We start from the raw sequence: 21,953 nt of genomic DNA on the forward strand, positions 1-21,953 counted from the left end.
GCAAAATCGCGCAGCCCGTTGTCTGTAGCACCGCGGCTCTGCAACTGGCTACAGCTTTGCAGCTTTGGCACGTAAAGCCGCTCGGAAACGCAGCGCCAAACGAAAAAACCCGCAGCGCAGGGCTGCGGGTTCGGGAGGGTTCGATTAAACGGATCGGGAGATTATCCGTTATAGTCGAGATTAAACTTCTCTACGCCAATCGACGCGCCGATGCCGGTAGTGCCGGAAAACGCAGCCGGTTGCAGTGCGAGCGAACGGTCAAGACCACCAATCAGCACGTGGCCACCACCACCTGCGCCAAGGGTCGCATCGGCTGTTGCGCCTACAAAATTGCCTTCAAGGCCACCCTTTTCCAGACCGGAAGTCGGTGCAAATACATACCAGACCATCGTCTCAACCTTTTGTGCGGTCAGATCGACGCCCACTTTGGTAGCGGTGCCTGTATAGCTCTCAACTTCGCCGGTGTCAGCGGAGGTGTAGGAACAGTTAAATTTTGCCTTTGAAAAGACGATCAGGTTTTCACGATCCTCTTGTTCGCAAGTCAATTCTCCGACCTGAACCATGTTATCCCAGTTCATCGGGGATTCGAGTTCGGTTTTTGTGGAGCTTTCAGCGGTTCCCTCTTGGGCGGCGGCTGCGAAAGGCAGGGCTGTTACCATCAGGGCTGCGGCGGCTTTTGTTGCGAATGTACGTGTCATATCGTTTCCTTCTCGTTGCAATTTATCTGCTACACCGAGGTAACGCGGGCTTCCGGTTTAGGTTCCGACAAAGTTTTTATTTCTCCGCCATAGGGCCGGACCGGCGGAAAACCTCCTATCGCGGTTAGTGGAGTATAAGAGCTTTCTTTAACGGACAGCTTGTGCAATAAGGACATGGTGAGCCGTCTTTCACACGTTCCGTTCTTCTTCTTTGTTGCAGACGCCGGTACCGACCTGAGACCCGACTGCACCAAGCCACCGCATTCCGTGGGTGGTACTAAAATTAGGAGAATTACGATGGCTAATGGCACCGTAAAATGGTTTAACGCAACTAAAGGTTTTGGCTTTATCGAGCCTGAAGCCGGTGGCGCAGATGTGTTTGTACACATTTCCGCAGTTGAGCGTGCTGGTCTTTCCGGCCTGAACGACAACGACAAAGTAACATACGAAATCGAACAAGGCCGCGACGGTAAATCCTCCGCCGGTCAACTGGCGATGCAAGACTAAATCGCCCGGGACGGCTTTGACCGTCCTAAGGATTTCAAACGCCCGCAAGTCTGACTTGCGGGCGTTTTTTGTGGCGTATTCGCGGATTGGGTCAGGCGTAATTCGCCTTATCCAGTAAATTTAACGCATAGTTTGGTGCCACCGAGATTCGATGTCTCAGACACTCTGCTGCCCAATTGCGCGGCCGCGGCAGACATCAGCATTTCCCCCAGACCCGTATCTCGCGTTTCTACAGAAGGCGAAGTATTGCGCCCGATCCCGTCGTCGCGACACGTCAGTTTCAGATGGGTCTCGTCAATCCTTTCCAGAATGACATCCACCTGACCAGACCTGTTATCCGGAAAGGCATGTTTGATGGAGTTGGCCAGAAACTCGCTTGCGATCATGCCAATAGCAGAGGCTTTCTGCGCATCAAGATGCGTCTCAACGCTTTGCACTTTTACCGTAACATGATCAGGGGAGACATCTTTCAACAGGGCCGCGACCCTCTCAAGATAGCCCCGCGCCTCAACGCTGCTTCTACCCTCCTGCCCCATGAGCTCTGTGTGGAGCGATGCAACAGCGCCGATCCGCCGCTCGATCAGACGCAGAACATCCAGCGATTGCGGGTCCGTAATCTTGCGCGAGGCCACCCGCGTGATAGAGGCGATGGTCTGGAGCGAGTTCTTGACGCGGTGATCCATCTCGCTGCGCAAGGCGGTCTCGGTGTTCAAACGCTTGCGCAATTCAAGCTGGGTCACGACCTGTCTGGACAGGGTTTGCAGCGCCTGGCGTTGAAAATCGGTCAATTTGCGCGGTTTTGTATCCAGAACACACAGTGTTCCAATCGGCATTCCGTTTGGCGCCACCAGATTGGCCCCTGCGTAAAAATTGACCCGTGGATCCCCCGTGTGCAGCGGATTATCCGCAGTGCGGGGATCAGACGCCATATCCTCCACCTCCAGAAAACTGGACTCCAGTATGGCATGGGCGCAAACCGACTGGTCCAGCGGAGTTTCTTCCGGTCCGAATCCCTTACGCGATTTGAACCATTGGCGGTTGTCATCCACAAGGCTGATCAGCGAAACCGGCACGTCACAAATATTCGAGGCCAGCTCTACAATATCATCAAAATCGGCTTCGGCCTCTGTATCGAGCACGTTGTAACTGCGCAGCGTTTCAAGGCGTTGTTCTTCATCGGAATATTTGGGAGGTAAAATCGGCTTGTTCCTTGGCAGAGATCTGGACTGGGGCGGAGCCGGTCGGCTTGTTACAGAATTAGGTAGGTCGATGGCACATTTCTGCCATAATTCAGGTTAGCTTTAGGCAAGAGCGTCCCAGATTACCAGTCCTGCGTTGAAAATCCACCCGTTTTCTTGCAATCACAGCGGACAGAATCCATAGGCAGACCCTCCCTTAGCTGTTAGTAATTCGCAAAGGAATGGACCGCTTGGACGCGTATCAGCACGGCTCCGATCGGGTTTTGGAAAGGCATCAGATGACAGACCTGCAACCCAAGCCGAAACCCGCGCCGGTCCACGGCTTCAAACATATTTTCGCGGCGGCGGGGTATTCCTTTGACGGGTTGATCCGGCTTATGAAAGAAACCGCCTTCCGGCTTGAATTATTTGGCTTTTTCGCCGCTCTGATCGCCTTTGTGATGGTCAGGGCGCAGTATTGGGAATTTGCCATTCTGACCGGATTATTCCTGTTACTGGTGGCGGTAGAAGCCCTCAACACGGCCGTTGAATGCCTCACCGATCATCTTGCCCCGAACTGGGAAGCCTTTGCGAAAGAGGCCAAAGACCTCGGCTCTCTCGCGGTTTTGTGCCTGCTTTTGCTGTGCACCGGGTTTATCGGCCTGACACTCTTGCGGCATCTGATAAACGGCTAAGGCCCTGTGCTATATCAGGAATTCGGCAATTGCCGCATCATTGGTGATGTCGCGCAGATCGAATCCTTCCCGACTGATCCGACGATCGAGTTCAATAAAGTTCTCAGGGGCATCGGTTTCGATCCCGATTAACACAGTCCCGAAATTACGGGCCGATTTCTTAAGATACTCGAACCGCGCGATGTCGTCTTTCGGACCAAGCAGGCCAAGGAAATCTTTCAGCGCACCGGGCCGCTGGGGCAGACGCAGGATGAAATACTTCTTTAACCCCAAAAACTTTTGCGCGCGTTCTTTCACTTCGGGCAAACGCTCAAAATCGAAATTGCCACCGGAACTGACACAAACAACCGTTTTGCCTTTGATCTGATCGGCAATATCCGCCAATACGTCGATAGATAAAGCCCCCGCCGGTTCTAGAACGATCCCTTCAATATTCAGCATCTCAATCATCGTGGTGCAAAGCCGATCCTCTGACACGGGATACACCTGATCCGGCGAACAATGTTTCAGGGCGGCAAAATTCCGATCCCCGATCCGCGCAACGGCCGCACCGTCCACGAAATTATCCACTTTCGGCAAAGTCACCTGCGCCCCTTCCAGCAGCGCCGCCTTCAGGCTCGCCCCGCCAGCGGGTTCTGTGAACAGCAGGTCCGGCGCATCCGGCACGCCGCTGTAATAGCGCGTGATCCCCGCCGACAGACCGCCCCCGCCCACAGGCAGGACCACCAGATCAGGGCGCACAGGCATATCTTGCGCGATCTCCACTGCAACAGACGCCTGCCCTTCGATCACATCCTCGTCGTCAAAGGGAGACAGGAAATGCGCGGATTTTTTGGCGCAATAGGCTTGGGCCTCGGCCAATGTATTGTCAAAATAATCCCCGCTCAGGATGATTTCGACGTTGTCGCCCCCAAAAATCCGCGTCTTTTCAATCTTTTGCGCCGGTGTCGTCACTGGCATGAAAATCACACCATGAACGTTGAAATGACGGCACACAAAGGCCATTCCCTGCGCGTGATTGCCCGCACTGGCACAAACAAAGGTCTTTTGCTCGGGCTTTGCGGCCAGTGCCTTGCGCAACGCATTAAAGGCGCCACGAATTTTGTAAGAGCGCACCGGCGAGAGATCCTCCCGCTTGAGATAGATCTCCGCCTCGTATTTCGCGGACAGATGCGCGTTGTGCTGCAAGGGTGTCTGCGCAAACAGGCTACGCATCTCTGCGCAGGCCTGCTGCGCTGCATCGCGAAAATCGCTCATGGTCGCTGTCCTTTATCCTGATCGCTTCCTAGCGCAACAGGCGGTTCAGGACCAGAGCGGTTCACCTTTTGGGGCGCCTATTGGTCGATCCGCGCTGCCATGATCGCAATGGCCTTCTGATAGACCGTTGCCGCATTCCACTGTTTGATCACCGCGAAATTCGGTTGGCCGGGCTGATAGCCCTGCCCCGGACGCCACCCTTTTTGCCGCAGGAAATTCGCAGTAGAAGCCAGCGCATCGGTCTGGTTGTAAAAATCAATCCGTCCGTCGCCATTCCCGTCCACACCATAGGTCAGCGCATTGCCCGGCAGGAACTGGGTGTGCCCCAACTCTCCATGTTTCGCGCCTTTGGTGTTGGCGGTGATCGCGCCCCGATCCACCAGCTTTAACGCCCCGATCGCATGGGGTTTGAAGAAATCAGAGCGCCGGCAGTCATAAGTCAGCGTGGTAATCGCAGAAACCACATTGGATTTCCCCATAAACCCGCCAAAGCCGGTTTCCATTCCATGAATGGCGATGATCACACCAGCCGGAACACCGTAGATCCGCTCCAACGCCGAAAACACCTGCGGATTTGCAGCCTTGCGGCGGCGGCCCTGATTGACAATCGTATCAGCGCCGCGGATTTTCATAAACTTGTCGAGCGAATAGCGAAAGGATTTCTGGTTCCGGTCCGCCGCAATGGTAGAGCTTGCATATCGCGCCGCCGCCAAAGCCTGCAAGCCGCGCTGCTGCACGCCGGCTTTCTGCGCTTCGCGGGCAAATTCCGCTTTCCACGCGTTAAATCCCGCGCCGGTATTGCCACAAGACGCCGCCGCAACAGGTGAGGCAACACCAAGGGCCAGTCCAAAAATCGCGAAACGCAGGGAGGATTTGGTCAAAGCGGTTAAAGTCATGAAAACATTTCCTTTCGAGCTATGTTTCCATAATAGCCCGCGCAAGAAAACGGGCAAGCTATTCGTCGTACCGAAAGCTGTCCCCCCGCAAGTCGATCTAGCCGAGATCGAGGTGAATCGCATCCTCCAGCGCTTGCAGATCTGCCTCTGTTTCGAGGAAAACACCTTTCAGAAGAATCGCGGCCTTGTCGTCATAGTGGATTTTTACCCCGCCAGAGGTTTCGCGCAGCGTGTAGGAATCGGCGTCCACAAGATGAATCTCATCCTTTAAGGCGCTGAAACCCTTAATTTTATCCTTACCGTCGCCGTTAGTAAACACAAAGCTGTCCGCCCCGCCGCCGCCTTTCAGCACGTCATTTCCCGCACCGCCCTCCAGCCTGTCCGCGCCCTTGCCGCCGATCAGATTATCGCGCCCGTCGCCACCGAACAGCCTGTCATCACCGCCGCCGCCGTTTATTACATCGCCGCCTTTCGCGCCCTCAACATAGTCATCTCCAGAGCCGGAATAGATAATATCGGCGCCCATACCGCCGTATATTTCGTCGTTGCCCTTATACCCGTAGATCGTGTCGTCGCCGCTCAGCCCGAATACAATGTCGTCACCGCGGGACACCGCCTCGCCTTGGGAGTCTTCATAACCACCGCTGCCGATCAGGTCATGGCTGACTGTGCCCGAAATCACCCCGTCTGCAGGCTTTGCTCCGATAAAATGCTCCGCCGAGAGTTCGGACTGGGAGACATCGAGGAAGGTCAGGGACTTGCGCCCGCCCAAGGCGATCTCCAGATCGTCCTTTGCGCCGTCACCATCCGCGTCGATCTTGGTGATATTGGCGGAAATCTCGGACCAGCCGGACAAACGGCCCAAAAGATCAATCCGGTCATCCCCCGCATCAAAGTCGGTAATCACGTCCTGCCCCTTGCCGTTGCTGACAAACACATCGTTTCCGGCGCCACCGTGAAACTGGTCATAGCCCCGCCCGCCGATCAGCCGGTCGTTGCCGGACCCGCCGAACAAGTGGTCTACCCCACTTGACGCCGTCAGCACATCGTTGCCCTGTTGCCCGAACAGGAAATCATCCCCCGCTTTTCCGATCAGGGTATCGTTGCCGAACCCGCCGTACAGGAAATCGTTGGAGAGCTTCGTGCCGATCAGCTTGTCATCGCCTTCATAACCAAAAGCCGAGCCGAGCAGTTCTTCGGTGTCAAAAGCGCCCTCGGCGTAGTCTTTTTCGTAGGTTTCATTGCGCAGGCGTCCTTCAACCAGCTCTGCCCTGATACGGTCATTCCCCGCCAGCGCCGCATCGGTTTCCCCTTGGGAAAAGGCGTTCATCCCGTGCGCGTAGGAATGCTGGTGCAAAAAGCGCAGCGAGCCGTCCTGATCAATCACCACAAAGTTGGAGCCACCAGCCTCGGCGCCGGGAAACCAGCCGATGCCAATATCGTTCGCCGCAAACCATTCGTACATGGAGACAAACAGATCGACCACATTATGCCCGCCACTGTAGTCATTCACCAGTCCCGTGGCGTTGGTCTCGGTGATCAGAACGTCCTGATCCCGTAGCAGGGCAAAATGGGACTCCAACATCTCGGTCAACTCATCGGTCGAGGTGGCGGCATTGGTGCCGACCCAACCGGGATACAGATGGGCCGACCAGATCAGCGCATCGCCCACAGACTCCGAGATGTAATCGAGCGCTGATTGTCCGGTCTTATCGTTCACAACCGTATTTGCGAGCGTGGCGAAATCACCGGAATATCCCCATCCCCCTACAAGCACCCGCGCGTCCGATTGTGCCTGTATCATGTCGGACAGTTCAACCATGTGATCCGCATAAAGCTTCACGAAATCGGCATAGACGTACCCGTCCCCGTCACCGTTTTCCTTAATACTGCGGCGATACCCAGCCGGTTCATTGGCCAGTTCCAGACCATAGACCCCGTCGGCAATCTCCGGCTGCCCCTCCAGCCAGTTCAACAAGGAATTCCAACCGGATTTCAGATCTTTGAAGTTGTCTTCCAGATGGTCATAGGCTTGCGCATTCGTCAGGCTTTCATGGCCCCAGGGAGAGCCGCCGTTGCCGATATTCTGCGCATCACCACTTCCCAGAACAAAGGTGATTTCAAAGCCCTGTTTGACCGATTCTTCCAGAAACGCCTGATATTGCGGGTGCAGTTCACCGTTTTCATCAAAGGAAAACTCGTTGAACAACATCCGCAGATTGTTCACTTCGGGCAGCGACTCCCGCAGTTTCTGGGCGAACTGGCGCGGCTCTCCATCCATGCCCATCGGAATGGTCTGATATTCGCTTTGCCATGTGTAATGTTTCGAATTTTGTGCAACATTCAGGTCGTAAACAGATTTTCCGGAGGCTTTGTCGATCGTCGCCCGATCAATCGCGATTTGATCCGCAGCTATCACCTGCAAGTTGATCATGTTCACTTCGGAAGTCATCGCACTTTAATCCTTTTACTACCCACACGTCCTGACCACTTGGCTGGACGGTTACTCCACTACGGAAAATCAACGCAGCGCCGCGCGGATTTCACGAGTCCGGAGTGCCGGATAAACTGGGCAAAATTGCGGCTAAACAAAGTCGAGAAAAATTGAAAATTGCCCAATTTTAATTGTTTTTTGCGTATAAACTGGCGAAACAGGCAATTTTTCGCAGAAGCTTAAATCAGGGCATTTGCTATCATTTGAGCCTAGCCATACCGAAAATGCTGCTGTGGATACGGCAATGACAAAGATGAAATGTTTGGATGCGGAGCTGCTGCTTGGCTTTTTGGGTTCGCGGGGCGCGTCGCAACCTTAAGTAGACTCAGCCATCGAAGTGTGCACAACGACTTCAACATGGGCCTGTACCTCTCGATTTGTTGGGGGAGTTATGCCAGTGTCCTGCCAACAACAGGAACGACAGGGCGACACCGCTTTGGATATAAATATTGACCTTTGGGTCTGGGATCTGGACACGCGGCAAAATATCGACCTGTCGGTGCTGTCCAAAGAAGAACAGCAACGCGCGGGCCGCTTTGTGCAACCGCTGCACCAGAACCGCTATGGGGTGGGACGCGCGACCCTGCGGCACATTCTGGCGCAATACACCGGAAGCGCCGCCGCCGATTTGACCTTCCGCTACGGGGCAAACGGCAAGCCGGCGCTGGCGGGGGATGTGTGTTTTAACCTTAGCCATTCCGAGCAATCGGCCGCGCTTGCTGTCACGCGAGGTTGCGAGATCGGACTTGATCTGGAGCATTACCGCCCCGTGGAACCCGACCTTGCAGAGCGGTTCTTCTCCCCGTGCGAGCGAAAGGAACTGGCCGCATTGGGGCCTGCGGGTTTTGCGGACGGGTTCTTTCGGTGCTGGACCCGAAAAGAGGCGGTTCTCAAGGCCCGTGGCGAGGGGCTTTCGGTAGAGCTCAACAGTTTTGATGTCACCCTGACACCGGACGCACCGCCCCGACTGCTGCGTTACGCGCCCGACCCGGCTTGTGTGGACAGCCTGACCCTGCATCATATTGATTTTGCACCGGAACTGGTGGGCGCGATCGCAGCGTTCAGCCACGCGCAGCCCGTCAAACTTATCCGCCGCTAAAACCGCCCAATGTGCTGCTGCCCCGTGACCTTACAATTCAGATTGTACGGGGCAACAGGCAGGAACAGCAAAGCACCTGATCCTGCCCTCTTTCATCAGCGGCAGATTATCCGTCTGAATTCTCCGGGAAAAAACAGGCGGCCGTATGGGGCGTTATTCCCAGTTCGGGACGGTGCGTGCGGCACTTATCCTGCGTCTTCCAGCAGCGCGGCGCGAAGGGACAGCCCTCCGGCACGGCCAGCGGAGAGGGTAGTTCCCCTTTCAGCTTGATCTGGCGCTTTTTATTGGCCGGATCGGCCTGCGGCGTCGCAGAGAGCAGCGCGTTGGTATAAGGATGCTGTGGCGCCTCGAACAGGTCTTCCTTGCTGCCTTTTTCCACCGCGCGGCCCAGATACATTACAATCACTTCATCCGCCACATGGCGTACCACGCTCAGGTCATGGCTGATGAACAGATAGGCCAGTTGCATCCGTTCCTGCAGATCCACCAGAAGGTTCAGAACCGAGGACTGGATCGACAGGTCAAGCGCGGAGACTGGTTCATCCAGCACCAGTACCTTGGGATCGAGCATCAACGCCCGTGCAATGGCCACACGCTGACGCTGCCCACCAGAGAACATATGGGGATAGCGGTCATAATGTTCCGGACGCAGCCCCACCAGCGACAGGATTTCCCGCGCCTTGGCCTCTCGGTCCTGTTTGGAAATTTCGGGGCGATTGATGATCAGGGGTTCCTGCAAGATTTGCCCGATCCGCTGGCGCGGGTTGAGCGATCCGTAAGGGTCCTGAAACACAATCTGCACGGATTTGCGCAGGCTGGCCCAGTCGGATGGCAGCACAGGTTTACCATCGAGCGTCAGGCTGCCAGATGTGGGTTCCTCGATCATGGTCACAAGACGGGCGAGCGTTGATTTACCACAACCGCTCTCCCCCACGACCGCAAGGGTCTTGCCGGGATATAGCGCGAAATCCACGCCGCCCACCGCCTTGAGAATATTGGGCTTGCGCAGCAGTCCGCCGCTGACTTCATAGTGACGCTGAAGCGCCTCGGCTGTCATGACAGGTGTCGCACTCATGATGCTATCCTCTCGTCCGTGTTAAGCGGGTAGAAACACCGCGCGTGTCCAAGCTCCGGTCCTTGCGGGGCGGGTTGCTCGGCTTTGCATTTGGAGTTGGCGTATTTGCAGCGGGGCGAGAACAGGCAACCGGCGGGGCGGTCGAACTGTCCCGGCACCATGCCCGGAATGGTTGGCAGGTGCTTTTCCGTTGCCCGTTCGGGCAGCGCGTCCAGCAGCGCTGCGGTATAGGGGTGATGCGGGCTTTGGAACAGCGGCAGCACCGGCTGCTCCTCGATCTTTTGACCGGCATATTGCACGCTGACCCGCTCGGCCGTTTCCGCCACAACGCCCATGTCATGGGTGATCAGCACCAGCCCCATCCCGTTATCATCCCGCAGACTGGTCAGCAGGTCGAGGATTTGCGCCTGAATCGTCACATCGAGCGCGGTCGTCGGTTCATCCGCAATCAGCAGCTTGGGTTTACAGGCAATCGCCATCGCGATCATCACCCGCTGGTTCATCCCGCCCGACATCTGGTGTGGAAAGGCCGACAGGCGGCGTTCGGGATCGGGGATGCCGACCTGTTCAAACAGCTCCACCGCGCGGGCGTGACAGGCCTTGCGGCTTAGCCCCAGATGCACGCGCAGGGTTTCCTTGATCTGCCAGCCCACCGTGAAACAGGGGTTGAGCGAGGACATCGGTTCCTGAAAGATCATCGCCAGATCCTTGCCAACCACACGGCGGCGTTCGCGCTTGCCGATGGTCAACAGGTCATGCCCGTCAAAACTCATTTCGTCCGCTGTCACCGTGGCGGTCCAGGGCAGCAGCCCCATCATCGCCAGCATGGACACGGATTTCCCCGAGCCGCTCTCCCCCACAATCGCGAGGATCTCGCCGGTGTTTACGTCCTGATCGACCCCGTCCACCGCACGGAACTTGCCCGATGCAGTGGCGAAATCGACGCTGAGGTTTCGGATGCGTAACAGTGACATGGCTCAGCTCCGTTTCAGTTTGGGATCAAGGGCATCGCGCAGACCGTCACCCAGCAGGTTGATGGCCAGAACGGTGACAAGGATGGCAAGACCGGGGAACGTCACAACCCACCATGCACGCAGGATAAACTCGCGGGCTTCGGCCAGCATGGTGCCCCATTCAGGTGTCGGCGGCTGTGCCCCCATCCCCAGAAAGCCGAGCGCGGCGGCATCAAGGATCGCCGTGGAAAACGACAGGGCCGCCTGCACGATGATCGGGGACAGACAGTTGGGCAGCACGGTGACGAACATCAGGCGCAGCGTCCCTGCTCCGACCACGCGGGCCGAAGTGACATAGTCTTTCTGCCGCTCGGACATCACGCTGGCGCGGGTCAGACGCACGTAATGGGGTTGCAGCACGATCGCGATGGCAATCATCGCGTTGATCAGGGACGGACCAAGGATCGCCACCAGCACAAGGGCCAGCAGCAGGGATGGAAAGGCCAGAATAATATCCATGATCCGCATGATGATCGTATCGACCCATTTGGGCGCGAAACCGGCCAGCAGACCGATCAGGATACCGCCCGATGCCGCAACGCTGACCACAACAATCCCCACAAAGAAAGAGAACCGCGCCCCCACGATCAGACGGGACAGCATATCACGCCCCAGCGGATCGGTTCCCAGCAGGAATTCGGTGCTGCCGCCCTCTTGCCAGAACGGAGGTTGCAGCGCATTTGTGCGGAATTGCTCGGTCGCGTCATGGGGGGCAATCCACGGCCCGAACAAGGCGAGGAAGGCAAAGACAGCGAAAATCCACAGGCCGATCACAGCGCCACGGTTTTCGCGGAAATAGAACCAGAATTCCTTCAGACGGGAGGGCCGTTCTTCACCGATGGCTTTGGCTGTCTGTGTTGAAGAAGCGTCAGTCATTACCGTTTCCTGATTTTCGGGTTAATCAGACCGTAGAGCATATCTACCGTCAGGTTTACGATCATCACCATCACGGCGATCAAAAGCAGGCCGCCCTGCACCACCGGATAGTCGCGGCGGAAGATGCTATCCACCATCCACTTGCCAATACCGGGCCAGCTAAAGATGGTTTCCGTCAGGATCGCCCCCGCCAGCAGGGTTCCAACGGACAGGCCGATCACGGTGATCACCGGAATAAGCGCATTGCGCAGGGCATGGATCGAATTGATCCGGCCGGGCGACATGCCTTTGGCCCTTGCGGTGCGCACGTAATCTTCGCCCAGAACTTCCAACATGGCGGAACGGGTTTGCCGCGCAATCACCGCCAGCGGGATGGTCCCGAGCACGATTGTGGGCAGGATCAGGTGACGGATCGCGGACCAGAACGCCCCCTTCTGGCCGGATGCCAGACTGTCGATCAGCATAAAGCCGGTCGGATCTGGGAAGTAATACAACAGATCAATCCGTCCTGACACCGGCGTCCAGCCGAGATTACCGGAAAAGACGATGATCAGCAGCAGCGCCCACCAGAAGATCGGCATCGAATACCCCACCAATGCGGTGGACATCAACGCGCGGTCAAAGAATTTGCCACGGTTTACAGCGGCAATCACACCCGCAGGCAGCCCCAACACAATCGCCAGCACCATCGCACAGAGCGACAGTTCCAGCGTGGCTGGAAACAGGGCAAAAAACTCGTCCCAGACGGGTTTTTTGGTCACAAAACTATTGCCAAGATCCCCCTGCAACACGCCGGTAAAATACTCCCAGAACTGCACATACATCGGTCTGTCAAAGCCGAATTGCGCGGCAAGCTGATCGTATCTTTCCTGACTGACGCCCCGCTCTCCGGCCATCACGATGATCGGATCACCGGGCAGAACGCGGATGAAGGCAAAGGAAATCAGGGTCACGCCGAAAAAGGTCGGCACGAAAGTTAGCAGTCGGCTTAGGACATAGTTTAGCACGGAAGCACCATCAGTTCTTTTGGAAAGTGGGTCAGCAATTTGTAACCGTCCTGCGTGATCAGAACGTCATCTTCGATGCGCACACCAAAGTTGCCGAGCTGGTAAAGTCCCGGTTCGTTGGTGTAAACGGTTCCCGCGGGTAAAGTCATGTGATTTCCACGCATGATATAGGGCGCTTCATGCACGCTGCGCCCCAGCCCATGTCCGGTCTTGGTCCGGATCCGGTCGCCGTAGGGCGAGGCTTCCAGAACGCCGGTGGCCGCATCGTCGATTTCATGGGCGGTGACACCGGCGCGGGTGACATCCAGCGCGGCTTGGTTGGCGGCAAGAACCGTGTCGTAGACCTCCCGTCCCTCGTCACTGACATGGCCAAGAAACACGGTGCGGGTGATGTCAGCGGCAAAGCCGTCCTTATAAGCGCCAAAGTCAATCAGCAGCGCATCTCCGGCTTGCACCGCATAATCGGCGCGGGCGTGGGCGTGGGGCCGTGCAGAGTTGTCCCCTGCGGCCACGATCGGTGAGAACGCAAGATCGTCGGCCCCTTCAGCAAACAGCATCTGCACCAGCTTCTGTTCGATTTCTTTCTCGCTCTGACCAAGCCGGACAGAGTCGAGCGTGCGGTGCAAGGCCCGTTCGGAAATCCGGATCGCCAGTTGCAGGGCGGCTACGTCCTTGTCGGTCTTGATCATCCGAAGTGCTGAAATCTCTCGCTCTGCATCGACAATCCGCAGATCGGGCTGGGCCTGTTTCAACGCGTGATGAACAAAGACGCGCATGACCTGCCCCTCGACCCCGATAGAGGCAATATTAAGATGGGCCATCATCGCTGCAAAAGCATCGCTATATCCGGTCTGGTCGCGCCAGTCGAACACCGCGCCTTCAAACCCGACCAGCGTCCAGCTGCCAAGTTCGAGGTTCGGCACAAGTGCCGCCGGGGCACCTTCCGCGGGGATCACCAGTACAAAGGGCCGTTCGTGGCTCATGAAACTGTGCTCTACCGCGCGGGTAAAATTAGGTCCGGGCACAAGGGCCACGGCATCAACGCCAAGTTCGGCCGCAACGGCGGCATAAGGGGCAAGGCGGTCTGTCAGGGAATCTGTCACGTGTCGTCACTCGTCGACTGGAGGTAAAAGGAATGGGGGCGGCATCTTCATGCCGCCCCCTGATCGCCGGATTGTTATTCGGACAATCCAACTTCGTTAAAGATGTGGCTGCCCAGCGGGTGCACCACATAGCCGTCCACTTCAGGACGCATTGGCATGTACACAACAGAGTGTGCGATGGTGGCCCAAGGTGCCTGATCCTTGAAGATAACCTGTGCTTCTTCATAAAGCTTGGCGCGCTCTTCTTGGGAAGATTCGCTTTTGGCTTTCTGGATCAGCGCATCGAACTCTTCGTTGCACCATTGTGCGCGGTTGGATTTGCCAACACCGTCACAGCCCAGCAGAACTGCAAGGAAGTTGTCCGGATCACCATTGTCACCTGTCCAACCCAGCAGTACAGCGCCGTCACGGTCCAGTTCTTTGGAACGGGACAGGTATTCACCCCATTCATAGGACACGATCTCTACGTTTACGCCGATCTTGGAGAAATCCTCCTGCATCAACTCGGCCATACGCCGCGCGTTCGGGTTGTAGGGACGCTGAACCGGCATTGCCCAGATTTTCATGGACAGGTCGGTGACGCCTTCGGCTTCCAGCATGGCTTTGGCCGCTTCGGGATCATGTGCATCGTCCTGAATGTCGTTGTTGTAGGACCACATGGTCGGCGGGATCGGGTTTTTGGCGATCTGACCGGAGCCTTGGAACACAACGTCAATTATGGACTGTTTGTCGATGGCCATGTTCAGGGCTTTACGCACCTTCGGGTTGTCGTATGGCGCCACTTGCGTGTTATAGGCCAGATAGCCCACGTTCAGGCCCTCTTGTTCCATCACAACGATGCTTTCGTCGCTTTTCATCGCTTCCACATCCGCAGGGTTCGGATAGGCCATAACATGACACTCGCCCGCCTGAACCTTCTGGTAGCGCACAGACGCATCCGGAGTGATCGCAAAGATCAGCGATTCAACCTTGGCTTTGTTACCCCAGTAATCGTCGTTACGCAGATACCGGATCACCGCATCCTTCTGATAGGCTTGGAATGAGAACGGACCTGTGCCGATCGGCGCTTGGTTCAGCATCTCGGGTGTGCCGGCTTCCAGCATCGCATCTGCGTATTCCTTGGACACGATAGAGGCAAAATCCATTGCCATATTGGCAATGAACGGCGCTTCGGGACGGGTCAGGTTGAATACAACTGTGTGATCGTCAACCTTTTCGATGCTTTCGATCAGGTCCGGCATGGACATGCCGCCATAGTATTCCCAAGTGCCGCCGGACACTTTGTTGTAGGGGTTTTCAGCGTTACCCTGACGGTCGAATGTGAAAATCACGTCATCCGCGTTGAAATCCCGTGTTGGGGTGAACTGGTCGTTCGAGTGGAATTTCACACCCTTGCGCAGTTTGAAGGTTACGGTTTTGCCGTCCTCGGAAACTTCCCAGCTTTCTGCGAGGCCCGGTACGGTTTCTGTGGTGCCGGTTTTGAATTCCGCCAGACGGTTGTAGATCGGCTGGCTGGACGCATCAAACGTAGTGCCAGCGGTGTAAAGGGCAGGATCAAAGCCTTCCGGGGAACCTTCCGAACAGTAGACCAGGGATTGTGCGAATGCGCCGCTTCCCAGCGATGCAAGCAAAAGGCCAGAGGCCAGTGTGGTTTTTAGTGTCATTGTTTCGATATTCTCCGTTGGTTTGGTGTTGGAATATTGGCAGCAGATGTTTCTGTCTGCGGGTTTGCCCCTGTTTAGGGGCGCATCGGGACAAGTTCGGAAACCTGTACGCCGTGTTCTGTATCCGTTGGCGAGAGCTCTCCGGATTTCTGGTATTGCATCCGCCCCACCCAAAGGATGCGTGCGGGTTTATCGGTGGCATTGGCCCAGCCGTGGGGCTTTTCTCCTAGGTAATGCAAGCTGTCGCCACGGGTCATTGTATACTCGCGCCCGCCAACCCGCTGTACGATTTCACCTTCCAGAATGTAGATGATTTCCTCGCCCACATGCTGGATCAGCTCGGATTCATATCCGGGGGGCACGTTCAGCACGAAAGACGTCATCTCGTGACCGGGCAGGTTCACCCCGATCTGTTCGTATTCGACCGAGGAACCGGACACGGAAAACCGTGGCCGATTGCCGTCACGGGTGAAACTTTCGGCAACTGCGGGGGTGCGGATAAAATACTCGGCAGACTGCCCAAGCGCCTCTGCGATCTGGGACAAAGTGCCAAGGGTCGGCGTGGCGCGATCCCGTTCTACCTGACTGAGATAGCCCACAGACACACCGCTGGCTGCGCTCAACTGCTGCAGCGTCATGGACCGGCGTTGTCTCAGGCGCCGCATCCGCGTGCCCAACCCGTTCCCCAGACCGTTGACCGGTCCGCTTGTTTCATAATTGCGGTCTGCTGACACAGAATCCTCCCGTTGGCACCAGTCTTTGCCGATGTTGGCGCGTAGGGTGCGCAGAAATAAATTTTGCGTCAACAATAAAAATTTTACTCAGAAAATAACAAGCGAACACAGCGACTTAGGCGGACCTCTCGACCCGCCTAAGACCTAAGCTGTTAAACTTGTTTAGTAATCCCGCTCGAAAAACACACCCAGCGTGCTTTCGCCCTCGCTGCTCACGCTGCCGCGTGCGGTGATAGAGGGCGTCAGATCAATGTTGAGAGAGATCGAACTGCCCGCCTGACCTGCGGTGATATCGGTGTAAACATTGTCGGAAAGATACTTGCCGACCCGACCGCTGGTGTTGCCCTCTGCATCCGTCACAACGTCCAGATCATCCACGCCCAGACCACGGCGCAACTTCGAGATGACACCCTCGCCCCCCTTGCCCGCCAGCGTCCGCACCGCATTGATCAGTTGCAGCGCCTGAAACGGGGAAAGCTGCGAAAGATCACGGCCAAAGAAGATCTGCGCGAGAATTTCGTCTTCCGGTGCGGCCGGATCGGATTCAAAGGATACCTCCGGACTGGAGGCTTGCCCCTCTACGATAATAGAGGCGGTTCCCGTCTCGGTGCGCGTCGTGGCCACAAAGCGGATGTAGGGGTCCAGATCCCCTTGCATCTGCACGCTGCCTGCGTCGAGGTCAAAGCGTTTGGTCAGCAGATCAAGCCGCCCGCGGATCAGCTCGAACCGGCCCGCAGAAATCACATTTGCGGTGGTCCCTGTCAGACGTACCTGCCCGCCAAGCTCTGCGTCCAGTCCCCGTCCCCGCACAAAGATCTGCGATGGTGCGCGTACCCGTACGTCTAGCCCGAAGGCCGTCGCAGACGAGCCATTCGAGCCGCCAGCGCCTGAGGCGTCCTCTCCGGTCAGTCCGGCCTTCGCACGTGTCCGGCGCGAGGCTGCGCTTTCGTTGATGTGCACGATGTCGGGAATGATGGCGAACCCCACCGCCCCCGCAGTGGGCACTTTGATCTGGGTTTCGCCCAGATCCAGAGCCCCCGAAATCATCGCCCCGCCAGAGAGCGGACCATTGACGTTAACGGTGCCGTTCACCGTGGTGTTGTAAAGTTCGGGATCGACAAGAATGATGGATTGCAGGGCAATGGTCAGATCCGCCGCCAGATTGCCGCTCAGGTTCACGCCACCATTCACCGACAACCGCCCGCCCGAGGATATTCCACCGTTTACCGAAACCGTCGCTCGTCCGTTGTTGAGCCGGATATCCGCGTCAATGCCCGTCAGGGAGATTTGCAGTTCAGGGGCGGCGAGCCGTGCATCCTGCGCCGTGATCCGGCCCGAGACCGAAGACACATCCGCAGGTCCGCGCACGGAAAGATCGAAACTGGCCTGTCCGTTCAGGCTGCGCGGCGCGATGAACCGGTCCGCAAGCGCCAAGGGCAACACGCCGTTGGTCGAAAGGTTGAGCGTGCCATTCGTGGCCACATCGCCCTGCACCCGCGCCCGCATACCGCCCGGCCCGGTCAGACCCGTGTCCACCTCCCAGACATCACCCAGTTGCCGTGCAGTGCCTGTCGCTGTGACAGGCCCGCTGATTTTTGGGACGATGGGGCTGATGTCAGGCAGGCTTGCTGTATAGGTCAGCATTGGCGTTTCGCCGGTGGCAAGCCCTGACAGCGTGGCATCCAGCCCGTAAGGACCGTCGATTTCCGTCTGGATGCGCCAGCCCTTATCCGATTGGGCAGCGCGTCCTTCGACCCGCAGCGGACCGCTATAGGCGGGCACCAGCGGGTTGATGTTCGGCACGCTGAACAGGAATTCTACGGCGGCCTGCGGACCTGTCACCAATCCGGCGACCTCTGCTTCTGCGCCGATAGGACCGGCGGCTTTCAGGTCAACGCTCCAGCCGGTTTTATCCAGCACCGCCGTGCCATTGACCGTGGCCGGACCGGGCAAGCGCGGATCAAACATGGCGGCATTTTCCAGCCGCAGCGCATAGGTAAACTCTGCATCATCCGTTGCCAGCCGCCCGTTTGCGGCCAGCGTCATCTGGTCGTTCTCCAGTTTGGCCTGACGCAACCTTGTGCCGGTCTCGTCCCGCTGTGCGTCTAGCGCAAAGGTGGTTTTGCCCCGCAGCAGCTTGTCCGCTTCGGCCTGATTGATCGCCAGATTGTCCAGCTCCCCCGAAAGGTTAAGATCGAACACCCCGCCAAGCGCGGCCGTGCCTTTGAGGTTTACGGCGGCGGCGCCGCTCAAGTCTTGTCCGGCAAGACCGGAAAACCGTGACAGATCATCCGCCACCAGCCGCGCATCCAGCAAGGTTTCAAACGCATCTTCAAGCGCGTTGACAGTGGCCGCGCCGGTCAGCACGGCTGTCTCCGTACGCAGGTTCATTCCAGTCAGTTCAAGCGGTTCGCCTTCGGTGTAATTCAGGCTCAGCCCGCCCTTTATGGACCGCCCCAACGCCTGTGCCAATGCGGGATCGTTAAAGTCAAAATCACCCGCATCAAGTTTCAGATCCGCTGTAACCTGCCCCAAAGTGCCGATGTCGTCGCGCAGAATACCTTGGGCGTCCAGATCAAGTGTGCCGATGCGGATACCGTCGCGCACCAGTTCGCGAAGATTGAAAACACCGCTCCAGTTGCTGCCCGCTGCACGGTCGTATTTCAGGTTCAACACGGCACGATCCACACGGGTTTCCGGCCCCGGAATCGGCAACACAACAGAACTTTCGCCCGCCAGCACCGCATCCAGATCAAATTTCACCGGCCAGTATTGCGGGTTAAGCGTAGTAGAGCCTTCCAGCGCCAGTTCGTTGGTTTTCAGGTTCAGTTCAGCCAGTTCAAGCGACCCGTCCGGCAGCTTTTGACCGACCGCACGCAGGCGCACGGAGTCTCCGAAAAAGTCGTGGTATTGCGGGGCGAACAGCGCTGTAATGTCACCACTTATATCCGCCTCAAAGCCGCGGGTGACTTCGCCCGCAGCATCTGCCGGCGCGCCTTCTGCGGGGGCTGTCTGCTGGCTGGTCAGACGGATCTCACCTGTCAGCCGGTCCGCCCCATCCGTAGCAATGCGCACATCCGTAGCCAGATCGTCGAGCGTTCCGGCCCCCTGCACCGCCAGTTCCACCGAAGGCAATCCGGGCAGGTCGAGCAGCCGCGCCGCGATACCGCCCTCACCCTCTTCAAGACCGATGTCGAGCGTTAGCGCCTGTGTTGCGCCGGAGTATTCGGCAATGATCCTGAACGCGCCTTCCTGCCCGTCAATCCGCTGCGCCCGCAGGTTCACATCCGCCACATTATCCGCCAGCTGCGCCGAAGCCTCCAGCGTCAGGGCCATTTCTGTGCCAAGCACCGCGTTGCCCAGAAAAATCTCCCGCGCCCGCAATTCACCGACATTCACCGAAACCGGCAATTCGGGCAGGGTAAACGGTTGGGCCTCGGCCTCTGGCAGACCTGTATCGGGGGTCACGGGCAAACGGTCGAGCCGGATCACATCGGCGGCAAGCTGTTCAATATCCACGCGCCCGCGCAACAAGGCGCTGCGGTTCCACTGCATGGTCAGCCCTTCCAGCGTCAGCCACACACCGGAATTATCCGCGATGGTAATGCGCTCCATCGTCGCCGTACTGCTAAGCGCACCGCGAAATCCGGTGATCGACACCACGCGCCCTTCGCCGCCCAGAGACTCCTCCAGCAGTTCGGTCAAAAAACCTTTGTCGGACTCCTGCTGTTCGGTTTCCTCCGCAGGGGCGGCATCTTCCTGCGCCAGCACCGGAAGGGCCAGAAGCGTCAGCAGGCAAATCAAAAACGTGCGAATGGGGCGCAAGATCAAAACGATTGTCCTATTCCAAGGTAAAATTCCACACCGCTGTTGTCCCCCGGTCCGCTGACCGGAACAGCCACATCCAGACGGAGCGGGCCAAGTCCGGTGCTATAGCGCAACCCGAGCCCTGCACCCGCGTGCCAATTGCCCGAGGTGCCATCGGGAAAGCTCTCGCGTCCGATATAACCGGCGTCATAAAACCCGACCGCTGCGATCGTGTCGGTAATCCGGTAACGGGTTTCCGCAGATACCCCCATAAAAGAGCGCCCGCCGACGGTAACTCCGCCGCCCAGATCCACGCCAAGCGACTGATAGCTTTGCCCGCGCACGGTGCCCCCGCCGCCCGAGTAAAACAGGAAATCGCTTGGCGCGGTGGTCAGATCGGGACCGCTGAGCGAGCCAAGCTGCCCGCGTAGCGCAAAGGTCAGCCGGTCCTCTGTGCCAACGGATTTATAGGCCCGCATGTCCAGCGTTCCAAGCAAGCCGCTGTCAGTGCCGCGCAGCGCGTAAAACGGGGTCAGTTCGGTCTTGGCATAATACCCGTTTTTGGCATCCAGCGGATCATCGCGGTAATCAAACGTGGCCGAGGCCGGTGCCATCAACAATGCATAGGACCGGCGTCCAAACGCGTCCGTAACATCGGCAAAGCGATAGCCAAGACCAAGCGAATATTCCCGCTCCGCAGAGGCATAGCGCCGGATTCCCGCGCCCAGTTCAAAGGATTTGGTGGTGTAGCTTTCCTCGTGCAGACGTTCGGCTTTGCTTTCGATGTAGAAATCAGTGTCTTCGTTAAAAGTTGCCGGCCGGTCAAAGCGAAGCGAGACCGTGTAATCCGTGCCGCCTGTTTCACCGCCGATGCCAGAAATTGCGCCGTCGATGCGCAGGCGTTCTGCCCCGCCGAACAGGTTGCGGTGTAGCCAGTAGCTCGACACGCCAAGCCCGTCTACCGACGATATTTCAGCCCCGAACCCAAAGCGGCGCGGCGGTGATTCCACCAGTTGTGCGGTGACATCAAGGGTGTTGCCCGCCCCGACTGACTCTGCCTCTTTGAGAGCGACCACGCGGAAGGCGCCGGTGCGCCGCAATCGGGTAGACACCCGCTGCAATTCCTCGGGCGAGAACACGTGACCGGAGGGGAAACCGGCAATATCGTGAATGCGTTCGGTGCGGACCGCCTTATTGCCGCTGACCAGCAGGCGACCGAAAGTCAGCCGCGGCCCCGGCGCAAGGCGGATTCCAGCGTCAATCTGTTGCTGGGCATGACGCGCGGTGACGCTTTGGCCGCCAAGTTCAGCCTTGGCGTAGCCAACCGCCCTCCAGCCGGTGATCCCCGCATCCACCGTATCGCGAAGCACCCCCACCCGCGCAGGCTCTCCGGTGGCAAATTCCTCGGGCAGTTCGCTTCCCGGTGCAACGGGCGCAACTTCCGCGCGGCCAAACCGGAACAGCGGTCCGTATTTGACGCGGATTTCGACGTTCTCTATGGATTTCGGCGTGTAAAATGGAGACAGGCTGCTGGCTTCGCGCCCGTCGATTTTGATTTCAACCACCGGCGCGTAGCGAGCCTCTCCGTAGAGCGCGGTGACGAGACGTTCGTAATCCGCGCGGGCCGATGCGATAATATCCTGCACAGCCACATTTTCGCGCGATTGCAGCTCTACCAGAAGCGAGGCATTTTGCAGCGTTTGGGCAAGGTCTTCGTCCTCCTGCCCCACAACAATACGCAGATCAAACGCTTCTGCCGAAGCAGACAGCCCGCCCCCCAGTCCCAGTGCAACTGCACCGGCCAAGGTTGTTGTCCTTAGAAATTTGCCCAAACTATGCCCCGTCACTGC

17 protein-coding genes are annotated in these 21,953 nt (G+C 57.7%); 3 read left to right on the forward strand and 14 right to left on the reverse strand.

From position 1 onward, the window contains the following. Positions 1-161: 161 nt before the first annotated feature. Positions 162-698 carry a DUF992 domain-containing protein gene (locus tag BFV97_RS05160; RefSeq protein WP_083225520.1) on the reverse strand — a complete coding sequence of 179 codons (537 nt, stop codon included), beginning with the start codon at positions 696-698 and terminating at the stop codon, positions 162-164. 297 nt (positions 699-995) lie between these two features. Between BFV97_RS05160 and BFV97_RS05165 the strand changes: the two genes are divergently transcribed. Further along, entirely contained in the window at positions 996-1,205 is a 210-nt protein-coding gene (locus tag BFV97_RS05165) for a cold-shock protein (protein WP_069299277.1), read from the forward strand. A 107-nt stretch (positions 1,206-1,312) separates the two neighbouring features. Here BFV97_RS05165 and BFV97_RS05170 read toward each other — a convergent pair whose 3' ends face one another. Next, the gene (locus tag BFV97_RS05170; RefSeq protein ID WP_083225521.1) at positions 1,313-2,344 is read right to left on the reverse strand and encodes a histidine kinase dimerization/phosphoacceptor domain -containing protein; all 1,032 of its coding nucleotides are present in this window, start codon (positions 2,342-2,344) and stop codon (positions 1,313-1,315) included. A gap of 338 nt (positions 2,345-2,682) precedes the next feature. On the opposite strand from BFV97_RS05170, the gene BFV97_RS05175 reads away from it, so the two are divergent. Then, on the forward strand, positions 2,683-3,078 hold the full coding sequence (locus BFV97_RS05175; protein WP_069299518.1) for a diacylglycerol kinase: 396 nt from the start codon (positions 2,683-2,685) through the stop codon (positions 3,076-3,078). A 9-nt stretch (positions 3,079-3,087) separates the two neighbouring features. Here BFV97_RS05175 and ilvA read toward each other — a convergent pair whose 3' ends face one another. The 3 genes from ilvA to BFV97_RS05190 form a co-directional block, all read right to left on the reverse strand. Continuing rightward, positions 3,088-4,335, reverse strand: a complete 1,248-nt coding sequence (gene ilvA, locus BFV97_RS05180) for a threonine ammonia-lyase IlvA (RefSeq protein ID WP_069299279.1) — start codon at positions 4,333-4,335, stop codon at positions 3,088-3,090. A 77-nt stretch (positions 4,336-4,412) separates the two neighbouring features. After that, complete coding sequence (locus tag BFV97_RS05185) at positions 4,413-5,231, reverse strand: lytic murein transglycosylase (protein ID WP_069299280.1); 819 nt, start codon at positions 5,229-5,231, stop codon at positions 4,413-4,415. Between the two features lie 97 nt (positions 5,232-5,328). After that, positions 5,329-7,683, reverse strand: coding sequence for a M10 family metallopeptidase C-terminal domain-containing protein (locus BFV97_RS05190; protein ID WP_069299281.1), 2,355 nt, complete (start codon positions 7,681-7,683; stop codon positions 5,329-5,331). 478 nt (positions 7,684-8,161) lie between these two features. Between BFV97_RS05190 and BFV97_RS05195 the strand changes: the two genes are divergently transcribed. Next, positions 8,162-8,824 (forward strand): 4'-phosphopantetheinyl transferase family protein, encoded by a 663-nt coding sequence (locus tag BFV97_RS05195; protein ID WP_069299282.1) that lies wholly within the window; start codon positions 8,162-8,164, stop codon positions 8,822-8,824. Positions 8,825-8,930: 106 nt separating this feature from the next. Here BFV97_RS05195 and BFV97_RS05200 read toward each other — a convergent pair whose 3' ends face one another. From BFV97_RS05200 to BFV97_RS05240, 9 genes are all read right to left on the reverse strand, one after another. Next, positions 8,931-9,899 (reverse strand): ABC transporter ATP-binding protein, encoded by a 969-nt coding sequence (locus BFV97_RS05200; RefSeq protein ID WP_069299283.1) that lies wholly within the window; start codon positions 9,897-9,899, stop codon positions 8,931-8,933. Further along, the gene (locus BFV97_RS05205; RefSeq protein ID WP_069299284.1) at positions 9,896-10,873 is read right to left on the reverse strand and encodes an ABC transporter ATP-binding protein; all 978 of its coding nucleotides are present in this window, start codon (positions 10,871-10,873) and stop codon (positions 9,896-9,898) included. The genes BFV97_RS05200 and BFV97_RS05205 overlap by 4 nt, the downstream gene beginning before the upstream one ends. A gap of 3 nt (positions 10,874-10,876) precedes the next feature. After that, complete coding sequence (locus BFV97_RS05210; RefSeq protein ID WP_069299285.1) at positions 10,877-11,788, reverse strand: ABC transporter permease subunit; 912 nt, start codon at positions 11,786-11,788, stop codon at positions 10,877-10,879. Continuing rightward, positions 11,788-12,795, reverse strand: a complete 1,008-nt coding sequence (locus BFV97_RS05215) for an ABC transporter permease subunit (protein ID WP_069299286.1) — start codon at positions 12,793-12,795, stop codon at positions 11,788-11,790. Before BFV97_RS05215 ends, BFV97_RS05210 begins: the two co-directional genes overlap by 1 nt. Next, on the reverse strand, positions 12,789-13,898 hold the full coding sequence (locus tag BFV97_RS05220; protein WP_069299287.1) for a M24 family metallopeptidase: 1,110 nt from the start codon (positions 13,896-13,898) through the stop codon (positions 12,789-12,791). Before BFV97_RS05220 ends, BFV97_RS05215 begins: the two co-directional genes overlap by 7 nt. Before the next feature lie 74 nt (positions 13,899-13,972). After that, entirely contained in the window at positions 13,973-15,562 is a 1,590-nt protein-coding gene (locus BFV97_RS05225; protein ID WP_069299288.1) for an ABC transporter substrate-binding protein, read from the reverse strand. Positions 15,563-15,636: 74 nt separating this feature from the next. After that, a complete protein-coding gene (locus BFV97_RS05230; protein WP_245667588.1) occupies positions 15,637-16,296 on the reverse strand; it encodes a helix-turn-helix domain-containing protein in 660 nt (219 codons plus the stop codon). Between the two features lie 162 nt (positions 16,297-16,458). Further along, positions 16,459-20,127 (reverse strand): translocation/assembly module TamB domain-containing protein, encoded by a 3,669-nt coding sequence (locus BFV97_RS05235; protein WP_083225523.1) that lies wholly within the window; start codon positions 20,125-20,127, stop codon positions 16,459-16,461. After that, positions 20,124-21,908 (reverse strand): autotransporter assembly complex protein TamA, encoded by a 1,785-nt coding sequence (locus BFV97_RS05240; protein ID WP_245667589.1) that lies wholly within the window; start codon positions 21,906-21,908, stop codon positions 20,124-20,126. The genes BFV97_RS05235 and BFV97_RS05240 overlap by 4 nt, the downstream gene beginning before the upstream one ends. Positions 21,909-21,953: the final 45 nt, after the last annotated feature.

Source organism: Neptunicoccus sediminis (genome assembly GCF_001719615.1).
Lineage (GTDB): Bacteria > Pseudomonadota > Alphaproteobacteria > Rhodobacterales > Rhodobacteraceae > Amylibacter > Amylibacter sediminis.

Excerpts from the sequence above, each read along its gene's own strand:
- BFV97_RS05160 (WP_083225520.1), bottom strand. The coding sequence starts at position 698 with ATGACACGTACATTCGCAACAAAAGCCGCCGCAGCCCTGATGGTAACA.
- BFV97_RS05165 (WP_069299277.1), top strand. The coding sequence starts at position 996 with ATGGCTAATGGCACCGTAAAATGGTTTAACGCAACTAAAGGTTTTGGC.
- BFV97_RS05175 (WP_069299518.1), top strand. The coding sequence starts at position 2,683 with ATGACAGACCTGCAACCCAAGCCGAAACCCGCGCCGGTCCACGGCTTC.
- ilvA (WP_069299279.1), bottom strand. The coding sequence starts at position 4,335 with ATGAGCGATTTTCGCGATGCAGCGCAGCAGGCCTGCGCAGAGATGCGT.
- BFV97_RS05185 (WP_069299280.1), bottom strand. The coding sequence starts at position 5,231 with ATGACTTTAACCGCTTTGACCAAATCCTCCCTGCGTTTCGCGATTTTT.
- BFV97_RS05190 (WP_069299281.1), bottom strand. The coding sequence starts at position 7,683 with ATGACTTCCGAAGTGAACATGATCAACTTGCAGGTGATAGCTGCGGAT.
- BFV97_RS05200 (WP_069299283.1), bottom strand. The coding sequence starts at position 9,899 with ATGAGTGCGACACCTGTCATGACAGCCGAGGCGCTTCAGCGTCACTAT.
- BFV97_RS05205 (WP_069299284.1), bottom strand. The coding sequence starts at position 10,873 with ATGTCACTGTTACGCATCCGAAACCTCAGCGTCGATTTCGCCACTGCA.
- BFV97_RS05210 (WP_069299285.1), bottom strand. The coding sequence starts at position 11,788 with ATGACTGACGCTTCTTCAACACAGACAGCCAAAGCCATCGGTGAAGAA.
- BFV97_RS05225 (WP_069299288.1), bottom strand. The coding sequence starts at position 15,562 with ATGACACTAAAAACCACACTGGCCTCTGGCCTTTTGCTTGCATCGCTG.